The organism is Rhodococcus sp. IEGM 1307 (assembly GCF_030056915.1).
GTDB classification, from domain to species: domain Bacteria; phylum Actinomycetota; class Actinomycetes; order Mycobacteriales; family Mycobacteriaceae; genus Rhodococcus_F; species Rhodococcus_F opacus_D.
Genome location: NZ_JASHKW010000017.1, coordinates 127,792 through 149,539, shown reverse-complemented (window position 1 = coordinate 149,539; position 21,748 = coordinate 127,792). Strand labels below are relative to the sequence as shown.

The window sequence follows — 21,748 nt, the reverse complement described above, 5'->3', positions numbered from 1 at the left end:
ACAAAACCAGGAACCGAACGTCCGCTCCGGCCTATCCGTACGTGTCCCGGGGCCCACGCCCCCGGATGTGCCGTTCCCCTTTTCGCCAGCTCGGAGCGGTCGGACCGGTGATCCGCAACGACTTCACGACGCCGTCGCCGACGGCCGCGGCGATCTTCGCGAGAATCTGCGACTGCATCATCCGAAGCTGCGTCGCCCAGGCCGTCGACTCCGCGGAGACGCTCAGGATCCCGTCCCGCAGCCCCGTCGGTTCGGCGTGCGCGGCGATGTCCTCACCGACCACCTGCACCCACCGACCGAGGACCGTCCCCTCGGACACCTTGGGCGACCAGCCGCGCTGTTTCGCGATCGCGTTGGTCAGTGCACCGAACGGCTGCGGATCGCGGTCGTCCGGTCCCGGACCCGACCATCCGCGTCGACGCCGGGCGCGCAGGGCCCGGACACCGGTTCCGGATCGGCGGCCCTGACCGACGGATTTTCCGCTCGCCTTCGCCGCGGCACGCGCCTCTTCGAGGGCGCGGCGGGCGAGGTCGATTCCCTTCACCTCCGGTTCGGGGGCCGCAGCCGGTGCGGTGGGTTCGAGATCATCCGTCACTGCGGTCCTCCGGCTCTTCCACGATGTGCGATATCCGTCCTCGGTCGGTGTCGCGGGCCTCCACACCGAATCGGACGGCGTCGAGTTCCTCCGGAACATCTTCCGGCACGGCGGCTGTGATCAGCACCTGTTCCGCGTCCAACGCGACCTTGGCGAGTGCGCGCCGTCGACGACGGTCGAGTTCGGCGAACACGTCGTCGAGCATGAGGACGGGATCGCTGCCGTCCGAGCGCAGCAGGGCGAATCCCGCCAGCCGCAACGAGAGCGCGAACGACCACGACTCACCGTGACTCGCGAATCCCTTCGCCGGGGTGTCGCCGAGGTGCAGTTCGAGATCGTCACGATGCGGTCCGACGAGACACACACCGCGCTCGATTTCCTTGGAGCGCATCACGGACAGCTCCTGAAGGAATCGCTCCTCGAGAAACGCGATGTCACCCGCCTCGGGCACTCGAGCCGGTTCGGTGAACTCCGGTGGCAGCGAGGAGCCCAGACTCGAGCGGTAGCGGATGCTCGCGGGCCTCGATTCCGGCGCCAGCGATTGGTACGACTCGGCCAGGTGGGGAGCGAGATCGTGGACGAGGTGGAGCCGCCCGGCGAGCAGCTCTGCGCCGTGTGCGGCGAGATGACCGTCCCAGACCTCCAGCGTGGCAAGGGCACTCGCGCCGTCTTCGCTCGGCCGGCCGCTGCCGCGGGACACCCGTCGCAACGCGCCGCCCGCGGTCTTGAGCAGCGCCGACCGCTGCCGCAGCACCCGGTCGTAATCGGCGCGCACCGCCGCCATCCGCGGAATACGGGCCGTGAGGAGTTCGTCGAGGTAGCGTCGCCGATCCCCCGGGTCACCGCGGACCAGCAACAGATCCTCCGGCGCGAACAGCACCGTCTGCAGAATCCCGAGAATCTCTCGCGGCCGCCGGGTGGGTGACTGGTTGATTCGTGCCCGGTTGGACCTGCCCTCGTTCAACTCGAGATCGACGGTCAGTTCCCGGCCGGCGTTGACGACGGTCGCCCCGGCGAACGCCTGACCGGTACCCGTCCGGATCAGCGGGGCGTCCGAGCTGACCCGATGAGACGACAGGGTCGACAGGTAGCCGAGCGCCTCGAGCACGTTCGTCTTGCCGTGACCGTTGGGTCCGACGAAGACGGTGCAGCCCGGACGCAGGGTGAGACCGAGAGCGTCCCAGGAACGGAAGTCTCTGAGCGAGAGTGCGCGAACGAACACCTACGTTCCAGAACCGGCTTCTGCCTCGCCTGCCGCGTTCTTCACGGCGTGACCACCGAACTGGTTGCGCAGCGCCGAGACGGCCTTCATCGCGGGGGAATCGTCCTGACGGGACGCGAACCGCGCGAACAACGCGGCCGAGATCACCGGTGCGGGCACGGCATGGTCGATCGCCTCGAGTACGGTCCAACGACCCTCACCGGAATCTTCTGTGTAACCGGAGATCTCGGCGAAATCGGGATCCTCACCCAATGCCTTGACGAGCAGCTCCAGCAGCCACGACCGGACCACTGTGCCCTTGGTCCACGCGCGCAGCACACCGTGGACGTCCGTGACGAGGTCTTCCGCCTCGAGCAGCTCGTAGCCCTCGGCGTACGCCTGCATCAGCCCGTATTCGATGCCGTTGTGGATCATCTTCGCGTAGTGGCCTGCACCGACCGGGCCGGCGTGGACGAAGCCGTCCGCGCGCTCACCCTCGGGGCGCAGAGCGTCGAAGATGGGCAGCGCCCGCTCGACGTCCGCCTCCGATCCGCCGACCATCAGGCCGTAGCCGTTCTCGAGTCCCCAGACCCCGCCGGACACACCGCAGTCGAGGTAGCCGATGCCGCGGGAACCCAGCAGCTCACCGTGGACTTTGTCGTCGGTGTATCTCGAGTTGCCGCCGTCGATCACCAGGTCGCCGGTCTCGAGCACCGACGACAGCTCGGTCACCGTGTCCTGGGTGATCTTTCCCGCCGGAACCATCACCCACACGACTCGGGGAGACTCGAGTCGTGTCGCGAGTTCCGCGAGCGACGCCACATCCGTGACCTCGGGGCGGGGGTCGTAACCGACCACCTCGTGCCCGTGCGCGCGCAACCGCTCGCGCATGTTGAATCCCATCTTTCCGAGCCCGACCAACCCGATCTGCATCGTGATCTCCGTCCACTCGTGAGATTTCGTTCGGCAGTGCTGGTTTCGCTTCCGCGAAACCGTCAGCCCGGGAGACGCACCGGCATCAGCAGGTACGTGTACGCGCTCTCCGGCGCCGCGAAGTTGCCGGAATCGTCGGGCTCGATCTCGTCCTCGGTGGCCGGGCGCAGCACGGCGGGGCGGCTGGGGGTCGTGAAACCGAACAGCACCTGCTCGCTGTGCAGCGAGGACAGTCCGTCGATCAGGTAGCCGGGGTTGAAGGCGATCGTGAGCGGCTCACCCTGGAAGACCGCGTTCAAGCCTTCCTCTGCGCGACCCGCATCGTCGCCACCCGCGGAGAGGAGAAGTCCCTCGGTGGAGAACTGCAGTCGGACCTGCGCGCCGCGCTCGGCGACGAGGGCAACACGCTTGATCGCCTCGACGAGCGGAGCGATTTCGACGGTGGCCAGTGCCGTGTGCTCGGACGGCAGCAGCTGCCGGAACTTCGGGAACTCGGCGTCCAGCAACCGGGTGGTGGTGCGGCGGCCGTCGTTGACGATGCCGAGGAGCCCGTCGTTGCCGACCGCGGAACCCGAACCGAGCGCCAGCTCGACCGGCGAAGTGGCATCTCCTGCAAGCGTTTTCGCCGATTCGGAGAGCGTCTTTGCGGGGATGAGGACGGCCGCGGTGGTGTCGGGGTTCGCCGGCGACCACTCGAGTTCACGGACTGCGAGACGGAACCGGTCGGTGGCGGCGAGCACGATCGCGTTGCGTTCGATCTCGACGCGGATGCCGGTCAGCATCGGCAGGGTGTCGTCCTTGCCCGCCGCGACAGCCACCTGACTGATCGCTTCGGAGAACACGTCGGCGGGAATCGAGCCGGTCTGCTGCGGAAGCTGCGGAAGCTGCGGATAGTCCTCGACCGGCATGGTGGGCAGGGAGAACTTGGCGCTTCCGCACGTGATCAGCACGCGGGTGCCTTCGAGGGTCACGTCGACCGGCTTGTTGGGAAGCGACTTCGTGATGTCGGCGAGAAGCTTGCCGGAGACGAGGACCTGACCGGCGCTTCCGACCTCGGCTGCGACCCTGACCTGGGCCGATACCTCGTAGTCGAATCCGGAAACCGTCAACCCTTGCTCGGTCGCGTCCAGGAGAACACCGCCGAGAACGGGGACAGGAGGCCGCGACGGCAGACTGCGAGCGACCCATGCCACTGAATCAGCGAATTCTTCCCGGGAGACACGAAACTTCAGGCTTCCAAGCTCCATCGCCGGGTTGTTCCTCTCGGTAGGCACGGTTGTTCGCCACGGTCGGGCCGTGACCACAGCACTGCAGTCTTTCACAGAGCGGCGATGCATAACCGTATGCCCTCGAGGACGAAGTTGAAAGCGGAACCGTCGCGTCCTCGAGTCGCCGACCGAGGCCTGTGAACCGACGCTGTCCCCAACCCTGTTTTCAAAGAGGTTTTTATAAGAATTAATGAGAAGTACTATTAGGTCCTGTGGAATCTGTGGACGAAGGCGTGTAGCCGCTGGTCCGTCCGCGTCGTCGTGTGGGGAATTCTCGAGGACAAACTCGAGGACCAATCCGGCACCCATGTGGACTACTCGAGGTTGTTCAAAGTTCTGCACGTTCTGTCCACAGAGATTCCACCTCATCCCCACACTTATCCACAGGTGTGCATGCTTTATCCCAGGTCCCGGCGTCGGCGTGTTGCGTCGGCGTGTCGCGTCGGCGGGGGTTCGCGCAAGCCTCGAGTAGACCCTCGAGCGGTACCTCGAGGACCCGCTCGAGCCAACCCTCGAGGACCGGCTCGAGGAGCCCCTCGAGTTACCCGCGAGACTGCGGTTCCCCCGAAACGACCTGTGCCCCCGGTAGGCGAGCTACCAGGGGCACAGGGGAGGCAGGTGTCGGTGACTACCTCTTGGAGCGCTGCTTGATCCGGGCGGTCAGCTCCTGGACCTGGTCGTAGACCTTCCGCCGCTCCGTCATCTCCTTGCGAATCTTCTTGTCCGCGTACATGACGGTGGTGTGGTCGCGGCCGAAAGTCTGCCCGATCTTCGGCAGGGACAGATCGGTGAGCTCGCGGCACAGGTACATGGAGATCTGGCGGGCGGACGCCAGCGGACGTGCCTTACCGGGGCCACAGAGGTCGTCGATGGACATGTTGAAGTACTCCGCGGTGACCGCCATGATCGTCGCCGCATTGATCTCGAGACTCGACGAGTCCGGCATCAGGTCGCGCAGCACCACCTCGGCGAGCGTGAGGTCCAGGGGTTGCCTGTTCAGGGACGCAAACGCCGTCACACGAATGAGGGCACCCTCGAGTTCCCGGATGTTGCGTTCGATCCGGGAGGCGATCAACTCGAGGACGTCGTCGGGCACCTCGAGCCGGTCCATCCGGGCCTTCTTGCTGAGGATCGCGATGCGGGTCTCGAGTTCGGGTGGCTGAACGTCGGTGATCAGGCCCCATTCGAACCTGGTACGCAGTCGTTCCTCGAGTGTCGCCAGCTGCTTCGGCGGCCGGTCGGACGAGACGACGATCTGCTTGTTCGCGTTGTGCAGGGTGTTGAAGGTGTGGAAGAACTCCTCCTGGATACCTTCCTTGCCCTCGATGAACTGGATGTCGTCGACCAGCAGCACGTCGGTCTCGCGGTAGCGGCGCTTGAACGCCACCTTGCGGTCGTCGCGGAGGCTGTTGATGAAGTCGTTGGTGAATTCCTCGGTGGAGACGTACTTCACCCGCATCCCCGGGAACAGCCGCTGGGCGTAGTGGCCGGCGGCGTGCAGGAGGTGCGTCTTGCCGAGGCCGGACGCTCCCCACACGAACAACGGGTTGTACGCGCGTGCCGGCGCCTCGGCGATGGCGACCGCCGCGGCGTGGGCGAATCGGTTGGACGAGCCGATCACGAACGTGTCGAATGTGTACTTCGCGTTGAGGCTGTTCCCCCCGGTCGCCGACGGTGCCGGGCCGGACGGGGGCTTCGTGAAGTACGACGGCCAGGATTCGTGGACGCTGGCGAGGGCCTCGCGGTCGTCGTCGACTTCCTCGAAGTCCGTCGTGTCGGAGTAGGGCTGATCCTCTCCGGAACCGAACCGGCGCCTGCGGAACGACCCGGAACTGGTGACGGAGGGCTCGAGGTGGCGAGGCGTGTGGAGAGGTTCCGGTTCGGGCCGGTGGTCCCGGCTCGGCGGATCGGATTCGGGCTCGTCGTCGACCGGGGCCGCGATACGCACACCGAGGCCTTCGACCTGCTCACCGAGATGCCGGCCGAGGGCGTGGAGGATCGGTTCACGGAGATCCCGTTCGATCGCCTCCTGCGCGAAGGGCGACGGAACGGACAGGAGCGCGAAGCCCTGTGCGAGCGTCAGCGGTTTGACGAGCGCCAACCACGCCTTCTGTCCCCTCGTCAGCGGCGGCAGATCGCCGCCGGGCGAATCGGATGTGAGGTCTGCGACGACGTCGATCCAGATCCGTGCGAGCGCATTCGGATCGTCGTTCACGTGGTTCCTCCCCAGTGTGTTCGCGGACTCGGCGCCAGCGGTGCCGAGTCGAGTGTCGGTGCCGTCGTCGAGGTGGAATCGGTAACTTCCCCGACCTGAGGATGGACCCCGTACGGACCTACGAATATGCCATCTGAACTGTGTTTCCACACAATTATCCACAGATGTGGACAAAGTGCAGACGCCCCCTGTCGAGACGCCGTTGCATGGAGAGGAGTCCAGATCCAGCGCGCTGACCTGCGCTTATGCATGCGAAACCTGGATGGGCGGGTTCACGGACCCGGGAAGTGAAGGGTGTCAACAACCCTCGTGGCGATCCGAAGCGGCACACCATCTGTGCCCTGTGGATGAATTGTGGTGAATATGCAGATGAGAACGGTGAAGTCGAGAGCCGGGCACTCGATCAGGGTTCATCGGCGAGACCATGCATAGACGCTAGCAACAGTGTCGGCAACCTCACAGCGGTTTGGCACATTGGAAGTTGGGGTGCAAGCATTTGTCGATCCTCGGCGTGTCGGTCAACCGATTCGCGGGGGAATCGCAGGTGAGCGAGTTTGACCTGACCGTGAGTGGTAAGTACTCTCGAACAGTCACCCTGTGGTGAGGTGGCGGTTTCGTGCTGGCTCGAGTCCAGTTTCGAGGTCGTTCCATCCCCACCCTGTGGATGAACACCTGAGTTTTCGCCAATGTTAGATCCATGACGCCGGGAGGCGTCGATGAACTTCGAGGAGTGTTGACCGTGGCCAAGGGCAAGCGGACGTTCCAGCCGAACAACCGACGCCGCGCGCGCGTTCACGGCTTCCGTCTTCGTATGCGGACCCGTGCGGGTCGTGCAATCGTTTCGGCGCGTCGCCGTAAGGGCCGCGAATCTCTCACCGCCTGATCCCGACACTGGGTTCGGGAGCTCGGGGTGTTGCCTGAGCCGCACCGATTGCGTCGTCATTCAGATTTTTCGTTGACTGTGCGACGTGGTCGTCGGATGGGAAGACGCGACCTGGTTGTGCACGCATTCGACCGTGCGCAGGCAGATGAGCTGGTGAGTAGCGGCGGTCCGCGATTCGGACTGGTTGTGAGTAAGGCTGTCGGGCCGGCGGTGATTCGACATCGAGTCGCACGCCGGCTTCGTCATATCTGCATCGACCTCGTGGACGTGGTTCCACGGGGAACCGATGTGGTGATTCGGGCTCTTCCGGGAGCTGCGACTGCAAGTAGCCGGGACCTGGAGAAGCAACTTCGTGCAGGTCTCCTTCGATTGGACCTTCTTGCGCCCGTGAGTACCTCCGCATGAAAAGCGCACTCCACGAGTCGCGCGCCGACACGGCCGAGGCCACCTCCTCGGCCTCTTCCGCGTGGAAGTCGGTCCGTGCGTTACCGGCGCGCACTCTCATTTTCTTCATCGAGCTCTACCGGACGTATGTGTCGCCCCTGAGGATGCCGACCTGCCGGTTCATGCCGACCTGTAGCGAGTATGCGGTGGAATCCCTGCGTACCCACGGGGCGATCAAAGGCCTTTTTTTGACGGTGGTTCGGTTGGCGAAGTGTGCCCCCTGGCACCCTGGTGGGTGGGACCCGGTCCCTGCCCGTCGCGACCGTCATGCGGGTGGCCGTCGTTGCTGTCCGGCGAACGTGGACGAACAGAGGAGTACATAGAGCCGTGCTCGACTTCATTTACTATCCGGTGTCCGGGATCCTGTGGGTCTGGCACAAGATATTCGGTGCCATTCCCTTCCTCGGGCCGGACAGCGGTGTCACCTGGGCACTCTCCGTGGTGTTCCTCGTGTTCACGCTGCGTGCCGTGCTGTACAAGCCGTTCGTGAAGCAGGTTCGCACGACGCGCCAGATGCAGGAACTTCAGCCGCAGATCAAGGCTCTGCAGAAGAAGTACTCCGGCGACCGCCAGCGTCAGGCCGTCGAGATGCAGAAGCTCCAGAAGGAGCACGGGTTCAACCCCATCATGGGCTGCCTCCCGGTTCTCGCGCAGGCTCCGGTCTTCATCGGCCTGTTTCACGTGCTTCGCTCGTTCAACCGCACCGGCACCGGATTCGGGCAGCTCGGCATGTCGGTCGAGGCGAACGCGAACACGCCGAACTACTTCTTCAGCGTCGAGGACGTGCAGTCCTTCCTGAGTGCTCGACTGTTCGGCGCTCCCATCTCGGCCTGGATCACCATGCCGAAGGAACAGCTCGACGCGTTTGCTGCCTACGGCCCGATCCCCACCGTGCTGAACATCGCCGTTGTCGCGGTTCCGCTGATGGTCATCGCCAGCATCGCGACCCACTTCAACTCGCGCGCTTCTGTGGCTCGGCAGAGCCCCGAGGCCGCCGCCAACCCGCAGTCCGCGATCATGAACAAGCTCGCGCTGTGGGTCTTCCCGCTCGGTGTGCTCGTCGGTGGTCCGTTCCTCCCCATCGCGATCCTCCTGTACTGGGTGAGTAACAACATCTGGACGTACGCGCAGCAGCACATCGTCTTCCGTCGCATCGACCAAGAAGAGGAAGAGAAGAAGCAGGCTGCCATCGCACGCCGGGCGGACAACGCTCCGAAGCCCGGTGCACGTCCCGATCTCACCAAGAAAAAGAAGAAGTCCGCGACCGCAACGGACGGTTCTTCCTCAGCGGACGAGCCGGAGATCGTCGAGGGCGTCGTCGAAGACAGCGCCTCCGATCAGGTGAGTGGTGACGGTTCGGCTGCGGGTACGTCGAAGCCGAAGCCCGGTGCCCGCCCCCAGTCCAACCGCGGAAAGTCCCCCAAGCGCAAGCGGCGCTGATTCAGAAAAGAGAACGAGCATGGCTAGTGAGCCTGACATCGCAGTGGACGGAGATGAGACAGACGTGACTGCAACGACGCAGAACCCGGACACCGAGGTGGATTCCGATTCTGACGACTACCTGATCGAGGAAGGGGAAATCGCCGGCGACTACCTGGAGCAGCTGCTCGACGTACTCGACTTCGACGGCGATATCGACCTGGACGTCGAGGGTGACCGTGCTGTTGTCAGCATCGACGGTGGAGACGATCTCACCAAGTTGGTCGGGCGCAAGGGTGAGGTGCTGGACGCACTCCAGGAACTGACTCGCCTCGCCGTGCAGCAGGCGACGGGCGAACGTAGTCGCCTGATGCTCGACATCGCCGGATGGCGTGCCGGCCGCCGCGCCGAACTGACCGAGCTGGGTTCCTCGGCTGCCCGCCGCGTACTCGAGAGCGGTGAACGCGAGGAGCTCGCTCCGATGACGCCGTTCGAGCGCAAGATCGTTCACGACGCGGTCGCGAAGGTCGATGGCGTGTCGAGCGAGAGCGAAGGCGCCGAGCCTTCACGTCGCGTGGTCGTCATCAAGGACTGATCCACAGAGCATCACCAAGGCGGGGCTCCCGGATCCATCTCCGGGAGCCCCGCCTTTTCACTGTCCGTATGTCGCGATCCGTCACTTTGGCTTAGTTTCGTTTCACGTGAAACACGCACCCCTCCCCTCCCCCACCGAGAGGTCGGGTGTTCGCGGCGAGATTTCGTGCGCCACCGTCGCGTGACTGCGCTGTCTCAGGACTTCGTGGACAGTGCGGGCGGGTAACTTCGCCACCGGTCCGCCGACCGTCGCCCCCGATCGTGCCGTCTACCTTCGCCTTGTTCACCTTCCGGATGAGGGTTTCCAGGATGGACCAGGCCACCCGCAGCTCGGTCTCGATCGCGGCGTGCGCGCGAGCGCTTCGACGAGATGACTCTTCCCCGTCTCGGACGTCCCGGAGGCGGCCGAGTCCACCCGGCGATGCGCCCCATCGATCAGCGGCGGGAAGCGGAAATCGCTGACGATATCCCCCGCAAGTAGGTGGGGTCGCCGGCATCGTCTGGAACTCTTTCAACAACCTCGGCGGCCCAGGCCGAGTGGACGCGAGCCCGGGTCTATGGACGGGGGTCAAGATTGGGATGCCGTACCTCGCTCAGTTTTGAGGGGGCCGCCCGCACGTGAATCCGTCGGGGCGCTGTGGGCGAAGCGATCGGCTTACTCTCCTGCCGCCGACGACTGCTGGGATCGTGGAGAAGGGTGCGGGGTCCATCGAAGCTCTTCTCCGCTCATCCGGCGATGGTGAGCGGAACGATCCGCAAGTGTCCGCGATGTCTCGAGACATACCACTCACGCGTCAGTGGTTCGGTGCGATGAGTTTCGATGCTTCTCGAAGTCCACATCATTGAAGCGACCGAAGCGGTGCCGTCGACTGGATGGAGTGAATGATGAGCGAGGACGAACGACAGATCCGGGATCTGATCGACCGTTGGGCTGAGGCTGTGCACAGTGGCGACATGGCCGGGGTTCTCGCGGACCACTCCGACGACATCGTGATGTTCGACGTGCCACCGCCATACGAGGGCGCTCGTGGAATCGATGCGTATCGCGAGACATGGCCGCCGTTCTTCGAATGGCAGTCGCAGGGTGCCAGGTTCGAGATGCTGTCATTGGATGTGACGGCCGGCGAGGATGTTGCGTTCGCCCATGCGCTCCTCCGCTGTGGAATGGAAGCGGAGCTCGCCGACAATCCGGAGAACCGGCTCCGCCTCACAGTGGGGTTGCGAAAGGAAGACGGTCGTTGGCTCGTCGCTCACGAGCACCACTCCTTCCCGGACACCACGGTCTGACCCATCGCGTATGTGGAGTCCACGGGCCGTCCATTTCGGACGTTTTCGAAGGAATTTAGGTTGTAGTTTCACCCACCCAACCACACCCGGGAGTTTCGTCACTGTGATGATTGAAAACTGGGGCTTCGTCGGAGTGAAGCTGCCGAGAGCTAGCGTCGAGTAGGCGTGGATGGCTTCGCCTTAGTTGGGAGGTCGGCCATTCGCTGGACCCTTGCGTCTGCCGAGTTGGGACGGCGGCCGGGTAATGCACGGACGGGGTCGGTTCTGTTCCACGTGAAACACAGGACAGTTGTTCCACGTGAAACCGCCCGCGCCGAATGCGATCAGACGGACCAACGTCCCGGGCGTGCACCGGCGCAGAACAATCTCGGGCCGGGACACGGCCGGCCCCAGATAGACCCCTTGCGATCCGTCGCCTGTTCCACGTGAAACATGCGCGCGTCGATCGCCCCGCTGTTGATCCGCAGAACCAGATGACGCGATGTGCGCGAGATCCATCGCAGAGAGGGTTCACCGGCGAGGCGACGGCGGGACCGCCGAGTCGAACGGGTGCTTCACCGCCAGTGCACACCCAACCCCTCCCCTCCCCCACCGGAAGGGGGTGCGGCTCGACACTGTTCCGGCGTTGCGCGTTCGAGTTAAGGGACATAGTCGTGACGGAGGGCGGATAATAAAGAAGCTGTGTTTGTTGATTTCGCGTTATTCGCGGGAGGATGTTTCACGTGGAACCGAATGGTGGAGAGCCGGCCGAATGGGACGAACAAGCGGCGGCACGCCAGGTGTTCGGTGAACGATTCGATATCGCGGAGCGCTACTACAAGTCGCTGGCGACCGACGGTGTCGAGCGGGGGTTGATCGGGCCCCGGGAGGTTCCGCGACTCTGGGAACGCCATCTCCTCAACTGTGCCGTCGTCGGTGAACTGATCGCCGAGGGTGAGTCGGTCGTCGATGTCGGCAGTGGTGCCGGGTTGCCCGGTATCCCACTCGCGATCGCCCGACCCGATCTCCGGATCACGTTGGTGGAGCCGCTGCTGCGACGGTCGGTGTACCTCGCCGAGTTCGTCGAGTCGAACGGTCTGGACGTGCTGGTGGTCCGGGGCCGGGCCGAGGAGTCGGGTGTGGTGAAGGAAGCCGGCGGCGCAGACGTCGTGACGTCCCGCGCGGTGGCGCCGTTGGAGAAGTTGGCCAAGTGGTCGCTGCCGCTTATCCACGAGCATGGGAGAATGCTCGCATTGAAAGGTTCGAGCGCCGCCGAAGAGATTTCCCGTGATCGCGCTTCCCTGACTCGGTTGGGTGCTGGCAAGCTGGATATCGTGGAATGCGGAGTGGGCCTGCTTCCTGTCCCCACCGTTGTCGTTCGGGCAGAACGTGTACCGAAACGCCGTCAGCGTCGATGACGATGTCCACGGTGACTAGGGAGTGAATATGTCGAGTAACGAGCGATTCCCAATTGAAGGAGTAGTCAATGTCGGGTGGGCCTGAATCCGCCGTTTCACGTGAAACAGTTTCACGTGAAACCGACCATCAATCCGACCAGGCGACGAGCTCCGGGAACGGAGACGACGGATTCACGGCCCCCTACAACGGAATCTCCGTCGAGGAGACTCCGATCGGTGCCGCCGCGCACCGCGCGAGTCAGGTGCTGCACCCCCACTCGGTGAGTCTGCCGAAGCCGCCCGAACGGCGGATCCTCACGATCGCCAATCAGAAGGGCGGCGTCGGCAAGACGACGAGTGCGGTCAACCTCGCCTCCGCCCTCGCGGTTCAGGGACTCACCGTTCTGGTCATCGACCTCGACCCGCAGGGCAACGCCAGCACGGCGTTGGGCGTCGCCCACCACTCCGGTGTGCCGTCCAGCTATGAGCTTCTCCTCGGTGAGGTGACGGCTGCGGAGGCGATCCAGAAGAGTCCGCACAACGACCGGCTGTTCTGCATTCCGGCCACGATCGACCTCGCCGGCGCCGAGATCGAATTGGTCTCCATGGTCGCCCGCGAGGGACGGCTCAAGGGCGCGCTCTCGGAGAAGGCTCTCGGCGAGGTGGATGCCGACTTCATCCTGATCGACTGCCCGCCCTCGCTCGGACTGCTCACGGTGAACGCGATGGTCGCGGCCAAGGAAGTTCTGATCCCGATCCAGTGCGAGTACTACGCCCTCGAGGGTGTGGGACAGCTGCTGCGGAATATCGAACTGGTGCAGGCACATCTCAACCCGGATCTCCACGTGTCGACGGTCCTTCTCACGATGTACGACGGGCGCACCAAGTTGGCCGACCAGGTGGCCGAAGAGGTCCGCACCCACTTCGGTGACGCCGTCCTCCGTGCCGTCATTCCCCGCAGCGTGAAGGTGTCCGAAGCGCCCGGGTACGGCATGACCGTGCTCGATTACGACCCCGGCTCGCGGGGTGCCATGAGTTACCTCGACGCGGGACGTGAACTCGCAGCACGCACCGCACACATCACGAAGCAGGAGCAGCGATGAGTCAGACGCGTAAGGGTGGACTTGGCCGTGGACTGGCCGCGCTCATTCCTACGGGACCGACCACGACGGGACCGGGGCTGGGCAACGCCGCCGCGGACGTCGTGATCGGCACGGACCGACGCACCGTACTGACCGCTCCCGCGCCGAACTCGTCGGACTCTGCGACGGACGAGAAGACCGCTCCCGCGTCCACGGGAAACAATGGAGGGAGCAACGGCGCCGACGGCGAATCCGGGAACGGTGCTCAACCCCTCCCCTCCCCCACCGGGGCGGTGTACCGGGAGATCGCCCCCGACCTGATCGAGCGGAACCCCAAGCAGCCGCGTCAGGTGTTCGACGACGACGCTCTCGCCGAACTCGTCCACTCGATCCGTGAGTTCGGGTTGATGCAGCCGATCGTGGTGCGTCCGCTCGACGACGGCAAGTTCCAGCTCGTCATGGGCGAGCGTCGGTGGCGTGCCAGCCAGGAAGCCGAGCTGGAGACGATCCCGGCGATCGTTCGCGAGACCGGCGACGACGCCATGCTTCGCGACGCGCTCCTGGAGAACATCCACCGCGTGCAGCTGAACCCGCTCGAAGAGGCTGCGGCGTACCAGCAGTTGCTCGAAGAGTTCGAGGTGACCCACGAGGAACTGGCGGCGAAGATCGGTCGCTCGCGTCCCGTGGTGACGAACATGATCCGACTGTTGAAATTGCCGATTCCCGTGCAACGCCGCGTCGCGGCGGGTGTGCTGTCGGCCGGGCACGCTCGCGCCCTGTTGTCGCTCGAGGCCGGAGCCGACGCGCAGGAGGTGATGGCGGCACGCATCGTCGCGGAGGGCATGTCTGTTCGCGCGACGGAGGAGGCGGTGACGCTCGCCAACCGCAGCGACGACCAGGCGGCGCAGCCCGCCCAGCGCCGCAAGCCGATCCAGATGCCGGGCCTGCAGGACGTCGCCGAGCGGCTGTCGGATTCGTTCGACACGAGGGTCACGGTCAGCCTCGGCAAGCGCAAGGGCAAGATTGTGGTCGAGTTCGGTTCGGTGGACGATCTTCAGAGGATCGTTGGGATGATGGAGGCACAGAAGGCCGATTCATGAGCGCCTGAGAGAGGTAGAAGTACCCGCGGGTGATCCGTCACTGTGACAGTGGCCGCTGACGGACCGACTCCAGCAGAACTATCGGGGGCGAAAAACGTTGAATACCAGAGGATGTCGAATGATCTGCGGTAGTGACATATGGAGGCTGAGCTAGCCAGTGTCGACTCACGTCACATCGCTCACTCTCGACGGCTTGGACAAGCTCTCCGCCCACGCTCGTCGCTGTGTCTTCTGGGAAATGGATCCCGCGGCGATCCACAGTTCGCGCGGATTCTGCGATCAGGAGTTCGAGAAGGAAGCCTGGCTCTCCATGGTCATGCTCGAATGGGGATCGTGCGGACAGGTGGCCGTCATGGACGGCAAGCCGGTCGGCAGCGCCCTCTACGCTCCCCCGCGGACCGTGCCGCGCGCGCAGCTTCTCCCGACCGCTCCGGTCGGTGCCGACGCCGTCCTCCTCACCAGCCTTCGGCTCGAGCCGGCCGGTGAAGAACAGAATCTGGGAACCACGTTGATCCAAGCCGTGGTGGCCGATCTGGTGCGCCGCGGTGTTCGCGCGCTCGAGGCGTTCGGTATCCGCAACACCGACGGAACCGGGCCGATCGACACACACGGGATGGCGTCAGCCACAGCGGCCCGCGAGTGCTCCCCCGAGGAGTGCATGATCCCCGCCGAATTCCTCGAGGACAACGGCTTCGAAATCGTCGCGCCCCATCATCGGTTCCCGCGCCTACGGCTCGAGCTGAATCGGGATCACGGGTGGAAGGAAGACGTCGAGGCTGCCCTGGAGCGTCTCATCCACACCGCGACGGTGAGCATGGTCGACATCGGGGAGCGCACACCCGTCGGTGCGCACTGAGCGTTCGGGAACGAGACGTCAGGAACGTTCGGAGGAAGACAGCTCTTCGGCGAGCAACTCGGCGAACGTGAACGTTCCGGTCGGCTGATCGTCCTGACCGAGCAGGTACAGACGCTTCACGGAGATGAGGATTGCTTCGGCGATGGCGTCGCGCGCCCGCGGGTTGGAGAGCACCGCGGCGTCGAGGTCGTTGGTGAGGTACCCGAGGTCGATCTGCACGGTCGGCATGTTCGTCAGGCGCAGCAGGTCCCAGGTGCGACCGTGGGTCCGGCAGTCCTGCAACGGCGTGCGCGCCACGATCTCCCGCTGAATGAATCCGGTGAGAACCTGACCGATCATCGACGTAGAACCGTGCGAGTTGCCGAAGTGGAAGCTCGCGACACCGTTGGCGGACGGGCTGGTGTTGCCATCGCAGCGCAGCGAGATCATCAGGTCGGCATCGAAGGCGTTCGACGTGGATGCGCGTTCGATGTCCGTGGGATTGGCGTGGTGCGGGCGGGACAGGAACGTCTCCATGCCCGTGGCGGCCATGCGGCCCTCGAGGCGGCTGGCGAGGTCCCACAGGATGTCGGACTCCGAGATCGTGCCATACGCGGACCGGACGATGGTGCCGTAGGTGTCGCCGCCGAGGCCCGGATCGATGACGATCCGCTTGCCGCTCAGCTGGGGTCCCGAGCTGCGAACCATTTCCTCTTCGCTCATCGCGTGCGGTGAACCACCGGTGACGCGGGTGCCGAGCAACTCGAGCGACCGCAGGGTTGCCGGACCGCAGATGCCGTCGGCGGCGATCCCGATCTCCCGCTGGAACGAGGACAGCGAATCGTGGGTCTGCGGTCCGAAGAAGCCGTCGACGCGCCCGACGTAGAAGCCGAGATCCTGCAGGCGGGTCTGCAGGGTGGCGACATCGTCGCCGTAGAGCGGTGCGGACAGCTGGTAGATCAGCGTGCGCGCGCCCAGGCGGTACGACGCCTCTTTCATGGACCGGTAGGTGGCAGGACCCACGATTCCGTCGACGAGAAGCCCACGCTGCTGCTGGAAGGCCCGTACGGCGCTGTCCAGGTGATGATCGAACACGGCGTCGGGGGCGATCCAGTGCGAACCGTTGGTGCCTTCGCGCCGGGTGTCCGCGATGCCGTTGTGCAGGAAACCGAGACCGGCCAGAGTGCCCCGAATCTCAGCAACGGCCGGACCATGGTCGCCGTGACGGAGTCGGTGCATGTTTCAGGGCCTCTCAGTCCGAATCAACGAGTACATACGAGTCTCGGTACAAACAAAACGATCGATGTGTTCCGGTCGGTCTAGCTGATGCGACTGGAGCACATCGATCGATTGTCTCAGAGATTCCCACAAAATCGGGAATCGTGCCGGGTGTTCGGGTGTCGATCAGAGAACGTCGGCGAGCTCTTTCAGCAGCGCAGCCTTGCCCTTGGTGCCGACGATCGTGTTGATCGGCTTTCCGTCCTTGAACAGGATCAGCGTGGGAATCGACATGACCTGGAAGTCGCGGGCAGCGCCCGGGTTCGCGTCGATGTCGAGCTTCGCGATGGTCAGCTTGTCGCTGTGCTCACCGGCGATCTCCTCCAGGACGGGGGCGATCATCTTGCACGGGCCGCACCAGGTGGCCCAGAAGTCGACGAGGACAGGCTTGTCACTGGAAATGACGTCTTGCTGGAACGAATCATCGGTGATGGTGACGGTATTCGACACGGGGATTTCCCTTACTCGAGGTGGGTGTGTGTGGGTGAGGTCAGGCGTCGACCGGCGAGCCGGCGGCGGCGACAGTGTTGGCGGTGATGTCGCCGCGCTCTGCCAGCCAGCGCTCGGCATCCATCGCCGCGGAGCAACCGGTGCCGGCGGCGGTGACCGCCTGCTGGTAGATGTGATCGACCAGGTCGCCGGCGGCGAAGACACCGTCCACGGAGGTGGCGGTGGTCGGCGTCTTGACGATCACGTAGCCGGCGTCGTCGAGGTCGACCTGTCCCTTGACGAGCTCGCTGCGCGGGTCGTGACCGATGGCGACGAACATGCCGGTGACGTCCAGCGTGGAGGTCTCACCGGTGACGGTGTCGCGGATCACGAGGCCGGTGACGCTGTTCTCGCCCAGCACCTCGACGGGCGCCGCGTTGGTCACGAACCGGATCTTCGCGTTCGCCTTGGCGCGCTCGAGCATGATGCGGGACGCACGGAACTCCTCGCGGCGGTGCACCACGGTGACGCTGCGGGCGAAGCGGGTGAGGAAGGTGGCCTCCTCCATGGCGGAGTCGCCGCCGCCGACCACGACGATGTCCTGATCCTTGAAGAAGAATCCGTCGCACGTGGCGCAGGCGCTGACGCCGCGGCCGAGCAACTTCTCTTCACCCGGAATCCCCAGGTAACGGGCTGCGGCGCCCATTGCCAGCACCACCGCGTGCGCCTGGTAGGTCTCGCCGTTGACGACGACCTTCTTGATCGGGCCCGTGAGGTCGAGTTCCTCGACGTCCTCGGTGCGGATGTCGGTGCCGAAGCGCTTGGCCTGCTCCCGCATCTGATCCATCAGGTCGGGTCCCATGATTCCCTCACGGAATCCGGGGAAGTTCTCGACCTCGGTGGTGGTCATGAGGGCGCCACCGAACTGGGTCCCCTCGAACTGCAGCGGTTCGAGTTCCGCGCGCGCCGCGTAGACGGCAGCGGTGTATCCGGCAGGTCCCGAACCAACGATGATGAGTTCATGAACCGTCGATGGAGTGGTCATGCGGGCCTTCCAGTAGTGAGGGGTGCTCAGTCGTATGGATCAACACAAGACTAAAGGGTGTTGTTCCCCGACTGCAGGTGATACCGGTCGCTCCCCCCGCAGGCGCCCTGATCAGCGCAGAGTCTCCCGGATGACGCAGCGGGTGCCCGTGTAGATGGTGGGCATGCATTTGTTGCAGTGGATGCAGAGTCCCTCGGCCACGTGCCGGTCGCGGAACTTGTTGACGAGGTCCGGGTCGCGGAGCAGGGCGCGCGCCATCGCGACGAACTCGAACCCGTCGCCGAGTGCGTTCTCGATGGTGTCGAGCCTGTTGATGCCGCCGAGGAGGATCAGCGGCATCGACAGGGCCTCGCGGAACTGCCGGGCCATCGGGAGGAAGAACGCTTCCTCGAACGGGTACGTCGGAAAGATGCGCGGCCCGTAGACCTTCAGACCCCAGCCCACCAGCTTGGGCTGTGAGGCAACGAATTCCGCCATCGGGACTTCGCCGCGGAAGAAGTACATCCCGTTGAGCAACGAGCTGCCCCCGGTGAGCTGCAGTGCGTCGAGATGCCCGTCGGCTTCGAGGAGCTGCGCGATGCGGAGACTGTCGTCGAGCCACAGCCCTTTCGGGACACCGTCCGTCATATTGAATTTGGCCGTGACGGCCACCGAGTCGCCGACGGCGTGGCGCACCCGCTCGACCACCCGTCGGGGGAACGCCGCCCGCCGCTCCAGGCTGCCCCCGTACTCGTCGGTCCGCTTGTTGAGGTTGGGGCTCATGAACGAGCTGAGAAGGTAGTTGTGCCCGAGGTGGACCTCGATCGCGTCGAATCCGGCCTCGACGGCATTCCGGGCCGCGTCCTCGAAGTCGCGGGTGACCTGGTCGAGTTCTTCTCGGGTGGCACCCTTCACCAGACCCATGGCGGGCGGGCTGAGGCGGGTGGACGGCGCGAGGGTCTTGGTGCGGTTGGACAGTGTGTTCGCGACCAGACCGGCATGACCGATCTGCGCCGCGACCAACCCGCCTTCGGCGTGAACGGCGTCGGTGAGTCGGCGTAGGTCGGGGACGCGGGCGCGGTCGAGAACGAGGGTGTTCGCGTGGACGCGTCCGCCGGGTGAGACGGCGCAGTACGCGACGGTCGTCAGTGCGGCGCCACCGCGAGCAACCTCGGCGTGGAAGTCGACGAGCTGGTCGGTGACCCGGCCGCGGGGCATGACGCCCTCGAACGTGGCTGCCTTCACGATGCGGTTGCGCAACGTCAGGGGACCCAGGCGGGCCGGCTCCCAGATCCCGGGCCGGGGTGGTGGAACGGTCATGGTGGTCTGCCTTCGAGGGTGGTGGTGGGAGGGCGTTTAGGCGAAGGTCGCGGCCAGCGCCGCGCGGGCAGGCCGCCAGGTGAGCCCGAGCTCGTCGCGGGTTCGCGAGTCGTCGGTCGGGGTCGCCGAGGTGAGCAGCCACGCTGCCTCGTAGCTGAGCCCCGCGCTGAGGGGCGTGAACCTGCCGACCACGTCGGCGATCCGTCCGAGCGCGCGAAAGGTGCTGCCCGACAACGGGATGCGTCGGAGGCGACGGCCCGAGGAGTGTTCGAGGACGTCGATGAGGTGGTTGAATTCGACGAGTTCGCCGCCGCAGACGTATCGCCGGGGTCCGCGGCCGGGGTGCATCGCGGCGGTGTGGACCGCGGCCACGTCGCGCACGTCGATCATCTGCATGCCGCCGTCGAATCGGGGCGCCACCCCGCCGCTGACGATCGCGCCCCATCCCTGTTCGGTGACGCCCTTGGTGGATCCGAGCCCGGGACCGACGACGCTCGTCGGGTAAGTGATGACCACGGGGGCGCCCGCGTCCTGGAGTGCGCGGGCGATGCGGTCGGCGGCCGCTTTGGTGCGGCCGTACGCGCTACGGCCAGACGCCGTCGGACTGTCCGGTCCGATGACGGCGTCGGGTGACGGAAACAGGGCACTGAAACTCGCGACGTGGATGATCGGGTCGAGTCCGAGGAAGGCCGCCCGGGTGAGGATCGCGGCGGTGGCCTGCGTGTTGATCTCCCACATCAGCTGTTCGCGACGATCGTCGGTGCCCACTACCCCGGCGGCGTGGAGTAGCGCGTCGCAGCCGTCGAGGAGGCGTGCGACCACTTGGGCGTCGCGGATGTCGCCGACCACCTGCTCGATCCGCGCGGCGTCGTCCCCGGCTGCCACGAGCAGGGTGTCGGGAGATTCGGCGGGCGGCACCAGCAGTCGAACCGTGTGGCCGGCGGCGAGGAGCGCCAGCGTGGTGTGGGCGCCGACGTATCCGGTGCCGCCGGTGACCGCGATCTTCATGTGTTCGTCCGTTTCAATTACGGTGCCACTGGACTCGTAATAGGTACGATATAGCGCGGAAGGCACTTCTGTCCCACAATTCGAACCAATGAATGCAACTGGAACCGGCCGCCCCCGCGACCCGCGGATCGACACCGACGTCCTCGCGGTCACCCGGGCGATGCTCGTGGAATCGGGCTGGGATCAACTGAGCATGCGGGCCATCGCGACGCGGTCCGGGGTGAGCAGGGCCTCCATCACCCGACGATGGCCATCGAAGGCGCATCTGGTTCTCGACGCCATCCTCGGTGCGACACCCGACCTGACACCGTTCGAGGGCACCGACCGCGAAGGCTGGATCCGCTGGGTGGTGACCGGCAGTGCCGAATTGTTCTCGCGACCGGAGGTGCGAGCGGCCACGCCGGGTCTGCTGGCAGCGATCCGCGACCACGACGACCTCCGTACCGCGCTGTGGCGGGGATTCAGCGGGCCGAGTACTCAGCTGTTCGAGAGCGAGGTGGACCCGGCCGGGTCGAGCACCGCGACGGCCGTGCTGGTGCTCGCTGCCGGCGCCGCGCTGTTCACCAGCCTGATCGCCGTCGAGGACGACACTCCGGAACTGCGTGGGAAGATCCTCGAGCTACTCCTGCCGGTCGCCCGTTCGGAGCGGGAACGATCGTGAGGATCAACCGATCTCGGTGACGGCGATCGTCGCCGGATCTCCCGCGCCGCACTCACCGCCGACCACCAGGGCCGTGATCTGCGGCGGACGCGGCGCGGCCACCAGCAGTAGTACCCCGGGAACACCGTCGAGGCGAACCTCGCCGGAACCGAGCAGGGGGCGGGACGGTTCGATACCGTTGGCGCGCAGGCATTCCGACAGTTGTGCGGGATCCTCGAGTGGTCCGAGCTGCCGCGAACCGATCACGGTGAGGAGGCGTCCTGAGTCGAGACCGGTGCCCAGATCGAGAACGGCTGGTGCCGGCGAGGTTTCGGAACTGGGCAGGGCGACGACCGGGGTCTCGGGTTCCTGCCTGTCCGGCGTGACGACCGCGACTGCCACCACGACCGCTGCCGCCGCCGCGAACGTCCCCGCGGCCGCGGCAGCCCACTTCCGTCGCCGGGTGAGTGGGACCACGGTGGCCTCGGCAGGTGTGTCCCGCTCCGCGGCGAGAGCACGGTTGATGCGGTCGGCGACGTCGGCGGGAATCGGGGTCGAGACGGAATGATCGCGTCCGAGCGCGCCCAACTGATCAGTGACCCGGTCGAGGGCGTCGATCACGGCCATCGCCTGCGGGTCGTTCCGGACGAGCGGCCACAGGCGATCGCTCACCGAGTCCGGCAGCACCCCGGCGTGCAGATCGGCCAGTAGGTCCTCGGAGTACGGCGGTGCGGGCAGCGCGGCATCGGACGGATCGGGTTCACGGTCGGCCATGGCACCTCCTCACCGAGTCGTTGTGGTCCGGGACGACAGGACA

Annotated in this window: 22 protein-coding genes; 11 read left to right on the top strand and 11 right to left on the bottom strand. The window is 65.4% G+C overall.

The annotated features are described in order from the left end of the window. Positions 1-31 precede the first annotated feature (31 nt). The 5 genes from QM841_RS29060 to dnaA form a co-directional block, all read right to left on the bottom strand. Positions 32-595, bottom strand: a complete 564-nt coding sequence (locus QM841_RS29060; RefSeq protein WP_005249104.1) for a DUF721 family protein — start codon at positions 593-595, stop codon at positions 32-34. Beyond that, on the bottom strand, positions 585-1,817 hold the full coding sequence (gene recF / locus QM841_RS29055; RefSeq protein ID WP_283334688.1) for a DNA replication/repair protein RecF: 1,233 nt from the start codon (positions 1,815-1,817) through the stop codon (positions 585-587). Before recF ends, QM841_RS29060 begins: the two co-directional genes overlap by 11 nt. After that, positions 1,818-2,729, bottom strand: a complete 912-nt coding sequence (gnd, locus tag QM841_RS29050; RefSeq protein WP_283334687.1) for a phosphogluconate dehydrogenase (NAD(+)-dependent, decarboxylating) — start codon at positions 2,727-2,729, stop codon at positions 1,818-1,820. Between the two features lie 62 nt (positions 2,730-2,791). Then, complete coding sequence (dnaN, locus tag QM841_RS29045) at positions 2,792-3,976, bottom strand: DNA polymerase III subunit beta (protein WP_005249107.1); 1,185 nt, start codon at positions 3,974-3,976, stop codon at positions 2,792-2,794. Between the two features lie 649 nt (positions 3,977-4,625). Then, on the bottom strand, positions 4,626-6,212 hold the full coding sequence (gene dnaA, locus QM841_RS29040; protein ID WP_011596259.1) for a chromosomal replication initiator protein DnaA: 1,587 nt from the start codon (positions 6,210-6,212) through the stop codon (positions 4,626-4,628). 739 nt (positions 6,213-6,951) lie between these two features. Between dnaA and rpmH the strand changes: the two genes are divergently transcribed. From rpmH to QM841_RS28990, 10 genes are all read left to right on the top strand, one after another. Then, complete coding sequence (gene rpmH, locus QM841_RS29035) at positions 6,952-7,095, top strand: 50S ribosomal protein L34 (RefSeq protein ID WP_005263481.1); 144 nt, start codon at positions 6,952-6,954, stop codon at positions 7,093-7,095. Positions 7,096-7,122: 27 nt separating this feature from the next. Beyond that, on the top strand, positions 7,123-7,500 hold the full coding sequence (gene rnpA / locus QM841_RS29030) for a ribonuclease P protein component (protein WP_280783060.1): 378 nt from the start codon (positions 7,123-7,125) through the stop codon (positions 7,498-7,500). Then, positions 7,497-7,862: a membrane protein insertion efficiency factor YidD gene (gene yidD / locus QM841_RS29025; protein WP_280783059.1), complete on the top strand. Its 366-nt coding sequence runs from the start codon at positions 7,497-7,499 to the stop codon at positions 7,860-7,862. Before rnpA ends, yidD begins: the two co-directional genes overlap by 4 nt. Positions 7,863-7,866: 4 nt before the next feature. Next, complete coding sequence (gene yidC, locus QM841_RS29020; RefSeq protein WP_280783058.1) at positions 7,867-8,979, top strand: membrane protein insertase YidC; 1,113 nt, start codon at positions 7,867-7,869, stop codon at positions 8,977-8,979. A 19-nt stretch (positions 8,980-8,998) separates the two neighbouring features. Further along, positions 8,999-9,553 carry a Jag family protein gene (locus QM841_RS29015; protein WP_005249113.1) on the top strand — a complete coding sequence of 185 codons (555 nt, stop codon included), beginning with the start codon at positions 8,999-9,001 and terminating at the stop codon, positions 9,551-9,553. A gap of 881 nt (positions 9,554-10,434) precedes the next feature. Further along, the gene (locus tag QM841_RS29010) at positions 10,435-10,839 is read left to right on the top strand and encodes a nuclear transport factor 2 family protein (RefSeq protein ID WP_283334686.1); all 405 of its coding nucleotides are present in this window, start codon (positions 10,435-10,437) and stop codon (positions 10,837-10,839) included. Between the two features lie 713 nt (positions 10,840-11,552). After that, positions 11,553-12,236: a 16S rRNA (guanine(527)-N(7))-methyltransferase RsmG gene (gene rsmG / locus QM841_RS29005; RefSeq protein WP_005249117.1), complete on the top strand. Its 684-nt coding sequence runs from the start codon at positions 11,553-11,555 to the stop codon at positions 12,234-12,236. A 68-nt stretch (positions 12,237-12,304) separates the two neighbouring features. Continuing rightward, a complete protein-coding gene (locus QM841_RS29000; protein ID WP_005560835.1) occupies positions 12,305-13,318 on the top strand; it encodes a ParA family protein in 1,014 nt (337 codons plus the stop codon). After that, positions 13,315-14,397 carry a ParB/RepB/Spo0J family partition protein gene (locus QM841_RS28995; protein WP_283334685.1) on the top strand — a complete coding sequence of 361 codons (1,083 nt, stop codon included), beginning with the start codon at positions 13,315-13,317 and terminating at the stop codon, positions 14,395-14,397. Before QM841_RS29000 ends, QM841_RS28995 begins: the two co-directional genes overlap by 4 nt. A 157-nt stretch (positions 14,398-14,554) precedes the next feature. Next, positions 14,555-15,253, top strand: coding sequence for a GNAT family N-acetyltransferase (locus tag QM841_RS28990; protein WP_280783056.1), 699 nt, complete (start codon positions 14,555-14,557; stop codon positions 15,251-15,253). An 18-nt stretch (positions 15,254-15,271) separates the two neighbouring features. Here QM841_RS28990 and QM841_RS28985 read toward each other — a convergent pair whose 3' ends face one another. From QM841_RS28985 to QM841_RS28965, 5 genes are all read right to left on the bottom strand, one after another. Further along, on the bottom strand, positions 15,272-16,471 hold the full coding sequence (locus QM841_RS28985) for an N-acetylmuramoyl-L-alanine amidase (RefSeq protein ID WP_005560831.1): 1,200 nt from the start codon (positions 16,469-16,471) through the stop codon (positions 15,272-15,274). 165 nt (positions 16,472-16,636) lie between these two features. Further along, a complete protein-coding gene (gene trxA / locus QM841_RS28980; RefSeq protein WP_005249122.1) occupies positions 16,637-16,960 on the bottom strand; it encodes a thioredoxin in 324 nt (107 codons plus the stop codon). Between the two features lie 40 nt (positions 16,961-17,000). Beyond that, positions 17,001-17,984, bottom strand: coding sequence for a thioredoxin-disulfide reductase (gene trxB / locus QM841_RS28975; RefSeq protein WP_280783055.1), 984 nt, complete (start codon positions 17,982-17,984; stop codon positions 17,001-17,003). A 111-nt stretch (positions 17,985-18,095) separates the two neighbouring features. Next, positions 18,096-19,283 carry a 4,4'-dithiodibutanoate disulfide reductase gene (nox, locus tag QM841_RS28970; protein ID WP_280783054.1) on the bottom strand — a complete coding sequence of 396 codons (1,188 nt, stop codon included), beginning with the start codon at positions 19,281-19,283 and terminating at the stop codon, positions 18,096-18,098. Positions 19,284-19,319: 36 nt separating this feature from the next. Further along, positions 19,320-20,291 carry an NAD-dependent epimerase/dehydratase family protein gene (locus tag QM841_RS28965; protein WP_005560827.1) on the bottom strand — a complete coding sequence of 324 codons (972 nt, stop codon included), beginning with the start codon at positions 20,289-20,291 and terminating at the stop codon, positions 19,320-19,322. Positions 20,292-20,379: 88 nt separating this feature from the next. Between QM841_RS28965 and QM841_RS28960 the strand changes: the two genes are divergently transcribed. Further along, positions 20,380-20,952 carry a TetR/AcrR family transcriptional regulator gene (locus QM841_RS28960; protein WP_280783052.1) on the top strand — a complete coding sequence of 191 codons (573 nt, stop codon included), beginning with the start codon at positions 20,380-20,382 and terminating at the stop codon, positions 20,950-20,952. Between the two features lie 3 nt (positions 20,953-20,955). Here the strand turns inward: QM841_RS28960 and QM841_RS28955 are convergent, their stop codons facing one another. Then, complete coding sequence (locus QM841_RS28955) at positions 20,956-21,705, bottom strand: RsmA family anti-sigma factor (RefSeq protein ID WP_280783051.1); 750 nt, start codon at positions 21,703-21,705, stop codon at positions 20,956-20,958. Positions 21,706-21,748: the final 43 nt, after the last annotated feature.

What these genes read in the sequence shown, in the direction of transcription:
- gnd (WP_283334687.1), bottom strand. Translation starts at nt 2,729, where the DNA reads ATGCAGATCGGGTTGGTCGGGCTCGGAAAGATGGGATTCAACATGCGC.
- dnaN (WP_005249107.1), bottom strand. Translation starts at nt 3,976, where the DNA reads ATGGAGCTTGGAAGCCTGAAGTTTCGTGTCTCCCGGGAAGAATTCGCT.
- yidD (WP_280783059.1), top strand. Translation starts at nt 7,497, where the DNA reads ATGAAAAGCGCACTCCACGAGTCGCGCGCCGACACGGCCGAGGCCACC.
- QM841_RS29015 (WP_005249113.1), top strand. Translation starts at nt 8,999, where the DNA reads ATGGCTAGTGAGCCTGACATCGCAGTGGACGGAGATGAGACAGACGTG.
- QM841_RS29010 (WP_283334686.1), top strand. Translation starts at nt 10,435, where the DNA reads ATGATGAGCGAGGACGAACGACAGATCCGGGATCTGATCGACCGTTGG.
- rsmG (WP_005249117.1), top strand. Translation starts at nt 11,553, where the DNA reads ATGTTTCACGTGGAACCGAATGGTGGAGAGCCGGCCGAATGGGACGAA.
- QM841_RS29000 (WP_005560835.1), top strand. Translation starts at nt 12,305, where the DNA reads ATGTCGGGTGGGCCTGAATCCGCCGTTTCACGTGAAACAGTTTCACGT.
- QM841_RS28995 (WP_283334685.1), top strand. Translation starts at nt 13,315, where the DNA reads ATGAGTCAGACGCGTAAGGGTGGACTTGGCCGTGGACTGGCCGCGCTC.
- QM841_RS28985 (WP_005560831.1), bottom strand. Translation starts at nt 16,471, where the DNA reads ATGCACCGACTCCGTCACGGCGACCATGGTCCGGCCGTTGCTGAGATT.
- trxB (WP_280783055.1), bottom strand. Translation starts at nt 17,984, where the DNA reads ATGACCACTCCATCGACGGTTCATGAACTCATCATCGTTGGTTCGGGA.
- nox (WP_280783054.1), bottom strand. Translation starts at nt 19,283, where the DNA reads ATGACCGTTCCACCACCCCGGCCCGGGATCTGGGAGCCGGCCCGCCTG.
- QM841_RS28965 (WP_005560827.1), bottom strand. Translation starts at nt 20,291, where the DNA reads ATGAAGATCGCGGTCACCGGCGGCACCGGATACGTCGGCGCCCACACC.
- QM841_RS28960 (WP_280783052.1), top strand. Translation starts at nt 20,380, where the DNA reads ATGAATGCAACTGGAACCGGCCGCCCCCGCGACCCGCGGATCGACACC.
- QM841_RS28955 (WP_280783051.1), bottom strand. Translation starts at nt 21,705, where the DNA reads ATGGCCGACCGTGAACCCGATCCGTCCGATGCCGCGCTGCCCGCACCG.